This window comes from Orrella marina (assembly GCF_003058465.1).
Lineage (GTDB): Bacteria > Pseudomonadota > Gammaproteobacteria > Burkholderiales > Burkholderiaceae_B > Algicoccus > Algicoccus marinus.
Genome location: NZ_CP028901.1, coordinates 1,221,421 through 1,234,724, shown reverse-complemented (window position 1 = coordinate 1,234,724; position 13,304 = coordinate 1,221,421). Strand labels below are relative to the sequence as shown.

The window sequence follows — 13,304 nt, the reverse complement described above, 5'->3', positions numbered from 1 at the left end:
GCTACACAGGAAGCTTGCCCACCGCGAGAACAACGACCCGCGGTCGTAAACCGTGGCTATCGTATCACCAGCCGATTTTGTGGTGTCTCTCTGTGTCCTGATGTCGTGCGTCATCGGTCGAGTGCAGATAGCGATTTGTTGTATTCAAAGATTCGTGCCCAAGATTGTCGCGCACGTGGCGAAGGTCAATCTGGTTGTTGGCCATGTGCGAGCCTGCTGTGTGTCGCAGCCAGTGCGCGGATGCCCGTTCGATCTGTTGTGCCCGCATCTCCTGCGCCGGATCACGGGTGCGGATCTGTTCGGCTGTGCCTTTAAACACGTTTTTGATGATCAGGTGAACCGCCGCCCGGGTCATGGGGCGAATCTGTTCTCCAACAGGAAGGAGTAGCGGGGTGGTTTCACCCGACTCAGGGTAGGGGGCAGCCCCTTCTCTCGCCGGTATCGCACCAGTTCGCTCATTAATTCACTGGTGGCCGGAATGATCCGTACTTTGCCCCCTTTTCCGGTGACTTCCAGCCACCACTTTTCTTCGCCTTGCCGGGTTCTGCGGCAGAAAAATCCGCCCATGGTGTTCTGTGTGACTTCAGAGATTCGCAGTCCGCATAGATAGAGCAATGAGAAGAGCCACCGAACTCGAGTGGCTTGTTCGCGATCTCGGTCGCTTTCCTTTGGTAGTGACTCGATACAGCGTCTGACTTCGGACCAGATCTCGTCATCCAGATACCGGGTGATCTGTGGTCTTGCCTTGCGAGTTCGCTGACGAGAAAGTGAGAGAGGGTTGCCTGCCAGATACCCAGCCGACACCAGCCAGGAGAACATGGTATTCAGAATGATGATCGCCTGACGACGACTTGTCGATGAAAGAGGGCCCGCAAAAGGGCGCCAGTCCCTGTGTGAGCGTGCAACCTTGCGTGACGATTGCATGACCCACTCTGCCTTTGGTTGGGGATTCTCCAGAAACTGTTGATAGGCCAGAAGATCTTCGTGGGTCAGCGAAGAGACCGGTTTGCGCGCCGCGATCGTCGACCATAGCAGCAGACGTTCGGCCTCCTTGCGATAACTGTTGAATGTGTTGGGTGAGTCAGTCACCCGGGCCAGCCAGGCGGTAATGGCATCGATGTCAGTGTTGGCACGGATCTGCGTACGCTGACCGCTATCCGCCCGGTTGGTCCCGGTCCGTCCATCCACATCTGATGAGATTTGCAGCCCCGCGAACGGGTTCGGTCCTCGGTGCGATGATCCATCCACGGCGGGCAAGCGCTGGGAAGTCTCATGCATCGAGTCATGCTTCGAATCCTTCATCGAATTCCTGTCCGTTCACTGAGTTTGTTTCGGGTCGTGATTTCGGCCCACGCTTCTTGCTTCCAGAACGGGATATTTGCCGTGGGTAACTGGCTCAGTCGTGATCCCCGTCTGGGCTAAAGCCAGCCAGTCTATCCAGATCGATTGATTTCCCAAAAATCCACCATGAAAACTCCCATAAAACCACCGAGAGTCGCTCGGCTATCTTTACAGGAGGTTTATAGCAGTTATTTTGACATTATAGAAATAATGTCAAAAAATATTATTCTTTTATTAGTAATACAACGTATTATGTAGTAAAAATTGACGTTGTTGCATATCAATCTTTTCTTGAGTTGTTTGCAAACTTATTCTTGGTTTCAGTGATGCATAGGTCAGAACATGGATACAGTCAGATCAGTTGAAGAGTCGCTCGCGCAGGATGTTGATGCATTGCGTGACCAGTTCACCGAGACCCAGACGCTTTATCGCGAGGTCTGTGCGTTACTGTTCTTTCGATATGGCATGACGCCAACTGCGAACAAGCTCTATCAGCTTGTGAGAAAAGGCAGTATGAGTGCGCCGGCACAAGCGTTGGCCCAGTTCTGGACCGATCTTCGGGAGAAAAGCCGTAACCGGGTTGAACATCCTGATTTGCCACCGGAGTTCCAGGCTCTGGGGGAGAACTGGTTGCGCGACTCTGGGAAGCTGCACAACGTGCTGCAAATGAGTCGCTGACGGCATATCGAGAGGAGGCTGCTCAGACGGTCAAACTCGCCCAGGACGAAATCCAGGCCCTGCAGACCGAGTGCGCTGACAAGCAGGGGCAGATCGTCATCCGTGAGGGCGAACTTGCACAGGCACAGGATGCGATCATGAGCCTCAAAGGCGATGTTTCCGGTCTGCGGGCGCAGTGCGCTTCGCTTGCCGCTTTACGAGAGAAAGAACGCGAAGAAAGTCAGCTCCAGAAGTTAAAGCTGGAAGGGCGTCTGGAAGAAAGTCAGCAGGCATTCGCCAGTGAACTGTCAGGCCTGCGCGCAGCGATGCAGCTTGCAGAAGAACGGTCGCGATCCAACGAGAAGCGCGTCCTGCTGGAGCTTGACAGGGAGCGTATGACTGCAACTCGGCTGCAAAAGCAACTCGAGACGGTGCAATCCAGATCCTCTCAGGAGCTAAAGCAAAGTCAGGAGAAACTGACCCAGACCCATCAGGAGCTTGTTGAAAGTCGTGAGAAGTCCGGCAAACTTGAGTTGCAACTCGAGTTGACGCGGGAGCGGCTTGAGACCACATATCGGGAGACGCTCGAGTTACGCCAATCGTTATCCGAGGTCCAGGACGACGCAAGAAATGCGCATGCGAGTCTGCGTGAGGCAAGGCAGCAACAAGAGCGTCAACTGCAAACTGACTCAGGCCAACGTCATAAACAGGCTCAGCGTGCAATGCGACGTGTGGTGCGTGGTACTCGATCAGAATCGATGCGAGATCGATTCGACAAACGCCGGGACGTCTGATGCTGGGTGGCCGTCAGGGCACAACATGCCAGATGACAGACACCAGGCTGATATCGGTGCGTTAGCGAAGCATCTGAGCATGTTTATCTATTTAACTTTACATAATATGCATTATGCGGTTTTACGTATTCATGAAACGACGCGTGTGCTGCCTGATTTCGGCTTGATCCTGGAGGTTTTTCCTGACAGACATCCCTTCGAGCCGACTTGCAGGCGGTCTCTTTGTTTTGCATATCTTTCGACCTGACTTGTCGGCCATCGTCGGATCAGACCGCTTCAATCAGGAACAAAGGATGGGTATCAAGATAATTCTTTGCATAGTCCATCTCGCCGTCTGCCTGTGCGTGCAACGTAAACAGAGGCTGGCCAGATTCGACGTGATCGTTCAGGTTGACGTGCAGATCCAGGCCAGCTGTCTTGGCTTCAGGTGCACCGAGCAGTTTGGCCAGTCGTGACAGACGCCTGTTGTCGACGGTTTTGATACGGCCAGCCTGATTGGCGTGAACGACGTACTGGATGGGCGCCACCTCGGGCTCCTTGAATCCGCCTTGTGCCTGACAAATTGCCTTGAACTTGCTCCAGGCAGCCTTGTTGTCGAGCACATCTGTGGCTTTTTCGAGTCCCTGCCCAGCTGGTACTGTCTGGCAGAACTCCAGCAGTTCACCCGCCAGGCGCAACGCACGTTCTCTCAGATCGGCTGGCGCGTCGTGTTCACACCGCAAGACCTTGAGTACGTCTCGGGCTTCGAGTGCGGGACCGATGCCGCGTCCGACAGGCGCACTGCCGTTACTTTGAATGACCCGGATGTTCAATCCATTGGCAAATCCGACGTGCGTGAGCACGTTCTCGAGATGATTCGCCTGTTCCCGGTTCCGGACTTTGGCTGTTGGGCCGACCGGAATGTCGATCACAACATGCGTGGCACCTGCTGCAATCTTTTTCGAAAGCACGGAGGCCACGAGCTGTGCGTCGCTATCTAGTTCCAGTGGTCTGGCCACCCGGATCAGCAGGTCATCTGCCGGACTGAGTGCGAGTGACCCTCCCCATACAAAGCAACCGCCCTGCTCCCTCACCACCCTTTTCATGTCCTCAACGGATAGATTCACCGGTGTCATGACTTCTACGACATCCGCCGTTCCCGCGGGTGATGTAATAGCCCGTGAGGAGGTTTTGGGCATGGTCAGCCCGCAGGCACTAACGATGGCAACTACGATTGGTGTGGTCCGGTTGCCCGGAAGCCCTCCAACACAGTGTTTGTCGGCGACCGGCGTGGTGCCCCAGGACAGGTGTTCACCCACATCTACCATGGATGAAGTCAGATCAGTGACTTCCTGAAGATTTGCACGATGAGCTGCCATAGCCGTTAAAAACGCCGCAATGTGAATGTTGGCGTAGCGGCCGGCTGAAATGTCCTTCATGATGGCATCGAAGGCATTGCGTTCGAGGCGGTGCCCGAAAATCTTGGCCCGCATCTGGCTCAGTGAGTCCAGAGCGGGCGCTTGACTGATCTCGATTTTTTCGCCCGGTTCGGCCGACAGCGCAGCCTGGGCACTCATCGAGAGTCCGATCTCGCCGCAAGCGATAAGGTCCGAATGGATCACATGTACTGTGGCAACAATGCTGCGTTGGTTGCAGACAAGTTCGACTCGGGTCTGGGCCTCGATTCCTTCTGAGCGCACAACATGGCAGTCTTCTTGCAGGAATGCGACGTACTCCTGCAAGGTATCGATACCGAGCTCTTTGTATATGAGGGCTGCCTGTTGCATGGATACTGTCTCTCAAGAGGCATGCCGGTCGTATCGCCTGATTGCTGCGGCCTACGGCATGCTGGATGCTGATTGTTGGTTGCAGGAGCGTCCCAGTCAACGAGTTGTGATCGCGGTCCGACCACGGCCTAATCACAGTCCGGCTCGCCCTCAGGATGCTCCCTTTCAGTCTGAATGATACGCCGCAGTCAGTCGCCGCGCAGATATCGGCCAGGACGAGTCGTGGTGCCGTTCAGTCGAGAGAGACTTTCTCTCCCAGCAGCGGGACCTGGCACTCGAGTCCGAGTTCTCTTTCGACTCTCTGGCGCAAGATGTCTGCCGCTTGTGGTTCACCGTGATTCAGAAAGACGCGTCTGGGCTGGGTGTTCGCACCACCCAGCCATGTCAGCAACTGATCGGCATCTGCGTGGGCCGAGTACCCTTCGAGGTTGTAAAGCCGAGCCTTGATCTGCAGGTCTTGGCCGAATATCCGGACCGTTGGCTCTCCTGACAGCATCCTTGCACCACGCGTTCCAGCAGCCTGGAAACCTGCAAAGACGACCGCATTGCGATGGTCGCTTACCAGGGTTCTGAGGTGATGAAGCACTCTTCCGCCAGTGGCCATGCCGCTGGCGGAAATAATGACTCTGGGATAACGCAAGGCGTTGAGTGCCTTGGACTCCTCGACGGTTTTGACTGAATAGGCGACATCAAATGCTTTTGCGATCTCCTGCCTGCTAAAGCGATGATCCTTGTGATGACGCTCGTAGAGTTCGGTCATGTTGATGGCCATGGGGCTGTCCAGAAACACAGGGACATCACCAATGATCTTGTCGGCTTTCATCTGGGCGATCGCCAGCAGTAACACTTGTGCGCGTCCGAGTGCAAAGGATGGAATCAGGACTGCACCACCAAGGCCTGCCGTTTCGTTGATGATCGCCGCGAGCTCGGAGGTCGGGTCCTCGTTCTTGTGCGTCCGGTTGCCATAGGTGGATTCCATCACGACGTAATCCGGTTTGCCAACTGGTGCAGGGTCCATCATGATAGGGGCATCTGGTCGTCCAAGGTCGCCCGAGAACAGAATTTCCCGGCAATGATCGGGCTTGTTCGGGTCTCCCAGTTTCACTCGCACGGAGGCGGCACCCAGGATGTGCCCGGCATGCTGCAGCCGGATGGAGACATCAGGAAGCAGTCCCTCATCCTGATCAAACGGGATGGTTTCAAATAACCCCATTGTTTCTTCGACATCCTGGCTGTTGTACAGAGGCTGTGCCGGGGAGTGCTTGCTGGTGTGATGCCGGTTGGCGTACTCAGCCTCCTCTTCCTGAAGTTTGGCGCTGTCCTTGAGCAGGACTGCAACCACATCGACAGTGGCCTCAGAGGCGAAAATCGTACCGGAAAATCCCTGACGTACCAGTAGCGGCAAGGCCCCACTGTGGTCCAGATGTGCGTGCGTGAGGATCACCGCATCTATCTCGGCCGGATTGAATGGAAATGGCGCCCAGTTCAACTGCCGCAGATTCTTGAACCCCTGAAACAGGCCGCAATCGACCAGAATCTTGTAGTCCTTGTACCGGATCAAGGTTTTTGAGCCGGTAACGGTTCCGGCTGCCCCTAGGAATTCCAGTGTGATTGATGGCTCCATTGATACTCCTGGTGTTGCAAGTGGTGTTGCAGATGATGCTGCAAGTGATTCTTCAGTTGATGCATTGACAGCCTACATGGTCGCGCCAGAGGCTTGCACTGCAATGGGACCAAATCGTCCTGCTTCGTATGGCTGGATAAGACTGGCCAAGGTTCGATCCAGCATCGATCTTTCCGGGAAGGTGCACTTGTTTCGTGGCGGTATGGCCCCTGAGATAGGTTGCGGGTTGGTCGCGAGAACCTTCAGAAGCCCATGTTTGCACGCTTTTCCGCATAACGCATGTCTGCATCAAACTGCAGCTTGGCTTTGGCAAAGCAGATCTGTTGCTCCTGCTCGCTCGCAATCGACTGACAGTTCTTGCGCGCCTCTGCGTAAGCGGCGTGCGCTTCTCGCTGGAATGTTTTCAGGACCTCCTCGCGTGTCGCGGGTGCGTTCGAGTCTGCAGAGGGTGTGGTGGCAGATGAGTAGACGCCAGTTGTGCTGCCGGCAGTCTGAGAATGGGCCGGTGTCCAGGCCAGCGTGGCAATACACGTTGCCAGTGCTACGACCTGGCCGAAAACCAGGAGAGGCGCGGCAAATCGGGAATGAGTGAGGGGTTTGGTGGACGAACGTGATGACATGATCTACTCTTGACCTCCGGCAAATGGTTCATTCAAGACGGTTGGAGCGTCTCGTCAGGATGGATCTTCCTGGATCAGCGCAAGTGCCCGGCCAGTTCTCCAGCCCGTGCCCCAGGACGACAAGACGTATTTCGTCAAAGCGCCTGCCATGTCTGGTGGACGGCATTGAAAGTGATCTTGTCGTACGGCATCAGGATAGCCGGTATTGCCATTCCGGGGGGCGTTTCCGGGTCAAGTGAGGTTCAAGTGCGGTTCAAGTGGGCAAGGCCGAGTGGGCGTGGCCCGGATAATTGCCCGAGGAGGCTCCCCCACTGATGTTCCCCGGATCAGTCTGATCATTTCCCTGACAGAAGGTGTGCTTGACAGAAACCAGTATGAAATATGTGAATCTGAGGCTCGCGAATTCAAGCCGGTGAGCCTCGTGCTAATTGATCCCGTTTTGAGGAAGGCCGAAATGACCCGTTTCCATCAGATACTCAGTAGAGCCAGACAAGACGCGTGCGTCAGCCTCATGGCGGACATGGCTGGTATTGTTCGCAATGGGGTCCGCAGGGCTGTTCCTACAGCAATTGGCGGACTCATCGCATTGACTGCTATCTGGATGTTTGCGCAACCTTTTGCAGTGAGAGCACAACTCGCGCAGGGTGCAGCAGCCCCTGCGTTTAGCGCTCCTGCTGCACTGGCTGGACAGCCGTATGAGTTCGATTTGCGTCAGGCACTGGATAAAGGTCCTGCTGTGGTCTATTTCTATCCAAAAGCATTTACGTCGGGATGCACCATTGAGGCGCAGATGTTTGCGCAGAGCATGGACGAATTCAACCGACTAGAAGCAACTGTAGTTGGGGTTTCAGGTGACGACATCCAGACATTGAAGAAGTTTTCTGAAGGTCCGTGTGGTGGCAAGTTCGCTGTGGCTGCTGACAACGATCGGTCCATCATGGCAGCGTATGACGCATCCAGACGGATCCAGTCAGGCATGGCTGACCGGATCTCTTATGTGATTGCGCCAGACGCGACGATTCTTGCCGTCTTTGACGGCATCAGCCCCGTCGAACACGTCAACCGGTCATTGCAGGCCCTGCAGGCCTGGCACACCCAGCAAAACAAATAGTTGAGGTCATGTAAAAGTCGTGAAAGCTGCATGCTGGTTTCGTTGCGATCTGAGAACTGCAGATCATCCCGCACTCAGTGCGGCTTGTGAGATGGGTGCTCAGGACGCCCTGTTTGTGATTTCGCCCCGGCAGTGGTCGATGCATGACGATGCGCCGGCCAAGCTGCTTTTCTGGCGTGAAGCACTCAAGTCTCTCGCGCAGGCGCTTGCCGAGCGAGGGATTGTACTGAGATTGCTGAAGGTGGAAAGTTGGGAAGAGTTGCCCGGTGCGCTGGTGACGTTCTGTCAGACCCATGCGATCAGTGCGCTACATTGCAATCGAGAGCAAGGCGTTTACGAGAGGCGCCGCGATCGTCAGGCCTACACCGAGCTCAAGGCGCAGGGTATTGATCTCGTCGGGCACGATGGACAGACATTGTTTGCGCCCGGTTCGCTCAAAACAGGTGCAGGTGACTACTACCGGGTCTTCACGCCATTTTCAAAAACGGCGATCGCACGTCTGTCTGAGTCGGCTGTCAATGTACTGCCCTCCCCGAGCCTGAAGTCTCCGATTGAGGCCGATGCCGTTCAGGCGGTGGTCCATGATATTGATCGATTCTGGCCAGCTATCGAGCTGGAGAACGCGCATCAGGAACGTCTGCTGGCGAGCTGGCCTGCCAGCGAATCCGAGGCACTGCAGCGCCTGGATACCTTCACGACAGAACGCGTCGAACACTACCACAGTCAGCGGGATTTCCCGGCCCTGACTGGGACCAGTACGCTGTCGCCCTATCTGGCAGCGGGTCTGCTTTCTCCTGGCCAGTGCTTGCGCGCTGCTTTGCAGGCCAATGGCGGTGAGTTCACCTCGGGTCTGCCCGGGGTGCGCACCTGGATCAATGAGTTGCTCTGGCGGGAGTTCTATCGGCACCTGCTGTTCGGGTTCCCTCACCTGTCCATGCATAAGCCTTTGCGCGAACAGACCGAGAATGTGCAGTGGCGCGATGCACCGCAGGACTACGAAGCATGGTGCCAGGGGTGTACCGGGATTCCGGTGGTGGATGCTGCCATGAGGCAACTTCTTGAAACTGCCTGGATGCACAACCGTTTACGCATGATTGTGGCAATGTTTCTGACCAAGAATCTGTTGATCGACTGGCGTAAAGGCGAGGCTTTCTTCATGCGCCACCTGATTGATGGTGATCTGGCTGCCAACAATGGTGGATGGCAGTGGAGTGCGTCGACAGGTGCTGATGCGGCCCCCTACTTTCGGGTTTTCAATCCGTTGAGCCAGTCGCAAAAATTTGATCCAAAGGGCCTGTTTCTCAGGCGCTGGCTACCCGAGTTGTCTGATCTGGATGATCGCAGCATTCATGATCCGGACAGCCAGCAAAGAGCAAAACTGGGATATCCCGAACCGATTGTTGACCTTAAAACGAGCCGCCTGCGAGCCATTGCGGCTTTCGAGAATATTTAAATTTCTTAGTGACCACATTATTATGGCAACTCTATCTGACTTTGAGGTTCAGGACATTCATGGCAAGAGCCAGTCCATGGCGAGTTATCTTGGCAAGGTGTTGCTGGTGGTGAATGTCGCTTCGCGTTGCGGATTCACCAGTCAGTACGGTGGTCTGCAGACGCTGCAGAATGCCTTTGCTGATCGTGGGTTCTTTGTGCTCGGGTTTCCATGCAACCAGTTTGGTGCGCAGGAACCCGGCAGCAACGACAGCATCCACGCATTTTGTGAGACGACATATGGGGTGACATTCCCGATGTTTGCCAAGATTCACGTCAACGGCAGCGAGGCAGATCCGCTCTTTGAATGGCTCAAATCTTCGGCACCCGGTGTGCTGGGAACGCAGGCCATCAAGTGGAACTTCACCAAGTTCCTGATTGATCGGCAGGGCAATGTGGTCAAGCGTTATGCGCCAAACACCGCACCTGAAGCGATCCGGACGGACATCGAAGCCTTGCTATGACGCGTTGAGAAGCATATTTGAGATGTGTATTCACCCAAAGCACTTTTGTATCGGTTGCTGACCGACTTACCCACTGAAACCCAATAGAGATGGAAGACAAAACATGATTGATCTGTATTACTGGACAACACCGAACGGCCACAAAGTCACGCTTTTTCTGGAAGAAACCGGGCTGCCCTACACCATCAAGCCCATCAATATTGCCAAGGATGAGCAGTTTGCGCCGGATTTCCTGAAGATCTCGCCTAACAATCGCATTCCCGCGATTGTTGACCACGAGCCAGAAGATGGTCAGGGGCCCGTGTCCGTATTCGAGTCCGGGGCCATCTTGCTTTATCTGGCAGAAAAGACCGGCCAGTTCCTGCCTGCGGATTCACGCAAGCGACTGCAGGCACTCGAGTGGCTGTTCTGGCAGATGGGAGGACTTGGACCGATGGCTGGACAGAATCACCATTTCGGGGTGTTCGCCGCAGAAAAGATCCCTTATGCCATCGAGCGCTACGTGAAAGAAACGGCGCGACTGTACGGCGTCCTGAACAAGCGTCTGGCTGATCGCGAGTTTATTGCCGACGAATATTCAATTGCCGATATGGCATGTTTTCCCTGGATTGCTTCCTACAAGCGCCAGCAACAGAATCTGGATGACTTCCCTCATCTTGCACGTTGGTTTGATGCCATCGCTGCACGTCCTGCGACGGTTCGTGCCTATGGCCTGGTCGGGCACTACAACGACAAGGCAGTGGGGTTGCCCGATAGAGGTTAATTGTTTTTGTCAAGGAGATCTCATGAAATTCAAGCAAAGCATGTTGAGTCTGGCTGTTGCCGGTTTGCTGACAGCAGGTGTCGGTGGTCTGGCAGTTAGTCCATTAGTTGCTCAGACACTGCCAGCACCTGTCACATTGAGCTCAGGCAACCCTTTGCCGTTCTCGGAAGTCAATCAAGTGATGACCGGCCAGTGTGTCAAGGATATGTGTGCCAACCTGAATGTACGGACCGCTGAGTTTGCAGATCACCCTGGCTTTTCGAAGCTGTTGACCCGTTCTCTGCTGTCCATGGCGGCGACGTATACGGACAAGCCTGCAACATTTGCCTCGGTCCAGGAGTTGATCTCGTATTTTGTGGCCAATGCAACACCGCAGACCAGTGAGTATCTGCAGGCCAATGTGTTGCGCAGCGAGAGCGATCTGGTCGTGGTTGAGCTGGTTCACTACATTTTTAGTGGTGGCGCGCACGGGGAGACTACCTCGCAATATGTTAACTGGCTGCCGCAGAATAACCAGGTGGCAACGCTCGAGACCATGCTCCAGCCTGGTGCCAGGCCGGCATTCGAGACGGTTTTGCGGGAGGAATACGTTGCCTGGCTCGATACACAGGGGAATGCGATCGATGATCCTGTTACATTCCAGCAGACCTGGCCCTTCAAGCCGACTGATAACGTGGCCTTGATGCCAGACGGCGTGAAAGTGACGTACGAGCGATACGCTATTGCGCCAGGTTCATTTGGGCAGCCGAGCTTTGTGATCCCTTACTCCAGGCTCAATCATGTTCTCAAGCCTGAATACATTCAGGTCGGACTTTGACAGGAATGGGCGCCATTGAACTTTTGGATGGTCACGCTTTCGACGCAATCGGCATGTGATTGCGTCGGAAGCTTTCATGCATACGGAATTGATTGCGTGAGGGATTGTTCTCGAAACTGACGTTCAGATCATTTGATCAGGAGTCCGGGTCGCTCACTATCAAGCACCCGGACGCCAGTTGTTCAATCAGGAACCTACTGCAGTCGTGATCTCGGATGCGGCGGTCAGTTCAGCCGCTGCATGACGTAAAGCCGTACGCAAACCTTCCTCGATTACGGGATGATAGAACGGCATTTGCAGCATCTGATCAATGGTCATTTCCTGCTGCACAGACCAGGCCAGCAAATGTGCAAGATGTTCTGCGCTCGGTCCAATCATCTGTGCGCCGACAAACCGGCGAGTTTTGATATCGGCGTAAAGGTGCAGCAAGCCTTTGTTTCTGAGCATCACCCGGGAGCGCCCCTGCCCGGTGAAGTCGAGTTCACCTGTCACAAAACTTCCTTTAGGCAGTTTGTCGGGGCCCTGTCCCACCATCGCAATCTGGGGTTCTGTGAACACGATGGCCAGTGGCGTCGTTCTCAGTCCCGGTTGCACGTCCGGGAATCTGGCGGCGTTCAAGCCGGCAATGTGACCTTCATCTGCCGCTTCATGTAGTAGCGGAACGTCATTGTTGACGTCTCCCGCGATAAACACAGGCAGATCGTCGATTTGCATGGTGCGCCTGTCAAATGAAGGCATACCCTTGTCATCGACGTCCACATTCGCCTTGGCGAGATCAAGTGTGGACAGATTGGCTCGTCGTCCGGTTGCAACCAGGGCGTAATCGAACCGTTCAGTGCATTCGCTGTTGTCCAGGCGTACATAGCGGATCACGATCTCGTCACCTTCGCGTTTCGTCTCGAGGACTCGCGCGTCCGGGTCCAGATAAAACTCCTGCTGAAATATCTTCTTGGCACTCTGACGAACTTTGAGATCCGTCAACCCTGCCAGCGAGCCGCTCACCCCGAATACTCGGATAGTGACTCCCAGGCGTGCAAGCGCCTGACCGATCTCAAGTCCGATCACGCCCGGCCCGAATACGGCGACCCGGGCTGGCAGATCGTCCCAGGCGAATACATCATCGTTGATGATGACCCGATCGCCAAGCTCCTTGAACGGAGGCGGAATGTGGGCATTTGAACCTGTTGCGATGACGACACTCGAGGCTTTGATGCGGGTGTGATCATCCACTTCCAGCGTGTTCGGACCGACGAAACGGGCATACCCCCTGATCTTGTCTTGCGCCGGGATATTCTCCAGACCATCGAGCACAAATCCCACGAAACGGTCTCTTTCACGCTTTACGCGGTCCATGACCTCCTTGCCATTGATTCTGACTTTGCCACTGATGTGGACGCCAAACGGTACGCCGTTCTGTGCAACATGCGCAGCCTCTGCCGCCGCAATCAACAGTTTGGAGGGCATACAGCCCACTCTGGCGCAGGTGGTTCCATAGGGCCCCCCTTCAATCAGTACGGCTCGCTTTCCAGTCTTGGTGGCTGCCTTGTAAGCAGATAGTCCGGATGTGCCCGCACCGATCACGGCGACGTCAGTTTCAACGACCTTCATTGCTTCTCCTGTTTAATTTCCAGTAACGGTCAGGCTCATTCGAGTGGTTGTCAGCCTTGCCAGAGACGATTCCTCAAAACGGGCATCGTGACGAGTGCGCCATTCCCGCTCCAACAAGGAGTCATCAATCACTGCAAGCGCCGACAGAATGCCAGATAGCGCATCAACATGGCGAACCGCCGGGCCGTTTGTCCGGCTATCCGGTTATTTGCCCGCTCTCTTGTTTCCTGGTCTTGTTTTCCTGAGCA

At 55.1% G+C, this 13,304-nt stretch carries 13 protein-coding genes; 7 read left to right on the top strand and 6 right to left on the bottom strand.

The features are described from left to right. Positions 1-64 precede the first annotated feature (64 nt). Positions 65-355 carry a tyrosine-type recombinase/integrase gene (locus DBV39_RS20420; RefSeq protein ID WP_322348747.1) on the bottom strand — a complete coding sequence of 97 codons (291 nt, stop codon included), beginning with the start codon at positions 353-355 and terminating at the stop codon, positions 65-67. Next, on the bottom strand, positions 352-1,302 hold the full coding sequence (locus DBV39_RS05485; protein WP_322348746.1) for a tyrosine-type recombinase/integrase: 951 nt from the start codon (positions 1,300-1,302) through the stop codon (positions 352-354). Before DBV39_RS05485 ends, DBV39_RS20420 begins: the two co-directional genes overlap by 4 nt. Positions 1,303-1,683: 381 nt before the next feature. On the opposite strand from DBV39_RS05485, the gene DBV39_RS19435 reads away from it, so the two are divergent. Beyond that, complete coding sequence (locus DBV39_RS19435; protein ID WP_159078821.1) at positions 1,684-2,019, top strand: DNA-binding protein; 336 nt, start codon at positions 1,684-1,686, stop codon at positions 2,017-2,019. A 137-nt stretch (positions 2,020-2,156) separates the two neighbouring features. Further along, on the top strand, positions 2,157-2,792 hold the full coding sequence (locus DBV39_RS19430) for a hypothetical protein (protein ID WP_159078820.1): 636 nt from the start codon (positions 2,157-2,159) through the stop codon (positions 2,790-2,792). Positions 2,793-3,058: 266 nt separating this feature from the next. Here the strand turns inward: DBV39_RS19430 and DBV39_RS05475 are convergent, their stop codons facing one another. From DBV39_RS05475 to DBV39_RS05465, 3 genes are all read right to left on the bottom strand, one after another. Next, the gene (locus tag DBV39_RS05475; RefSeq protein WP_108620677.1) at positions 3,059-4,558 is read right to left on the bottom strand and encodes a thymidine phosphorylase family protein; all 1,500 of its coding nucleotides are present in this window, start codon (positions 4,556-4,558) and stop codon (positions 3,059-3,061) included. A 232-nt stretch (positions 4,559-4,790) separates the two neighbouring features. Next, entirely contained in the window at positions 4,791-6,182 is a 1,392-nt protein-coding gene (locus DBV39_RS05470; protein WP_227870829.1) for an MBL fold metallo-hydrolase RNA specificity domain-containing protein, read from the bottom strand. A gap of 242 nt (positions 6,183-6,424) precedes the next feature. Next, positions 6,425-6,802: a hypothetical protein gene (locus DBV39_RS05465; protein WP_108620676.1), complete on the bottom strand. Its 378-nt coding sequence runs from the start codon at positions 6,800-6,802 to the stop codon at positions 6,425-6,427. 454 nt (positions 6,803-7,256) lie between these two features. On the opposite strand from DBV39_RS05465, the gene DBV39_RS05460 reads away from it, so the two are divergent. The 5 genes from DBV39_RS05460 to DBV39_RS05440 all read left to right on the top strand — a co-directional run bounded on the left by DBV39_RS05460 (position 7,257) and on the right by DBV39_RS05440 (position 11,448). Further along, complete coding sequence (locus DBV39_RS05460) at positions 7,257-7,913, top strand: peroxiredoxin (RefSeq protein WP_227870828.1); 657 nt, start codon at positions 7,257-7,259, stop codon at positions 7,911-7,913. 19 nt (positions 7,914-7,932) lie between these two features. Further along, entirely contained in the window at positions 7,933-9,366 is a 1,434-nt protein-coding gene (phrB, locus tag DBV39_RS05455) for a deoxyribodipyrimidine photo-lyase (protein WP_108620675.1), read from the top strand. A gap of 22 nt (positions 9,367-9,388) precedes the next feature. Next, on the top strand, positions 9,389-9,868 hold the full coding sequence (locus tag DBV39_RS05450; RefSeq protein WP_108620674.1) for a glutathione peroxidase: 480 nt from the start codon (positions 9,389-9,391) through the stop codon (positions 9,866-9,868). 103 nt (positions 9,869-9,971) lie between these two features. Continuing rightward, positions 9,972-10,631 carry a glutathione S-transferase N-terminal domain-containing protein gene (locus tag DBV39_RS05445; protein ID WP_108620673.1) on the top strand — a complete coding sequence of 220 codons (660 nt, stop codon included), beginning with the start codon at positions 9,972-9,974 and terminating at the stop codon, positions 10,629-10,631. Between the two features lie 22 nt (positions 10,632-10,653). Continuing rightward, on the top strand, positions 10,654-11,448 hold the full coding sequence (locus DBV39_RS05440) for an RsiV family protein (protein WP_159078819.1): 795 nt from the start codon (positions 10,654-10,656) through the stop codon (positions 11,446-11,448). 186 nt (positions 11,449-11,634) lie between these two features. Here DBV39_RS05440 and DBV39_RS05435 read toward each other — a convergent pair whose 3' ends face one another. Then, positions 11,635-13,056, bottom strand: coding sequence for a dihydrolipoyl dehydrogenase (locus tag DBV39_RS05435; RefSeq protein ID WP_108620671.1), 1,422 nt, complete (start codon positions 13,054-13,056; stop codon positions 11,635-11,637). Positions 13,057-13,304 lie beyond the last annotated feature (248 nt).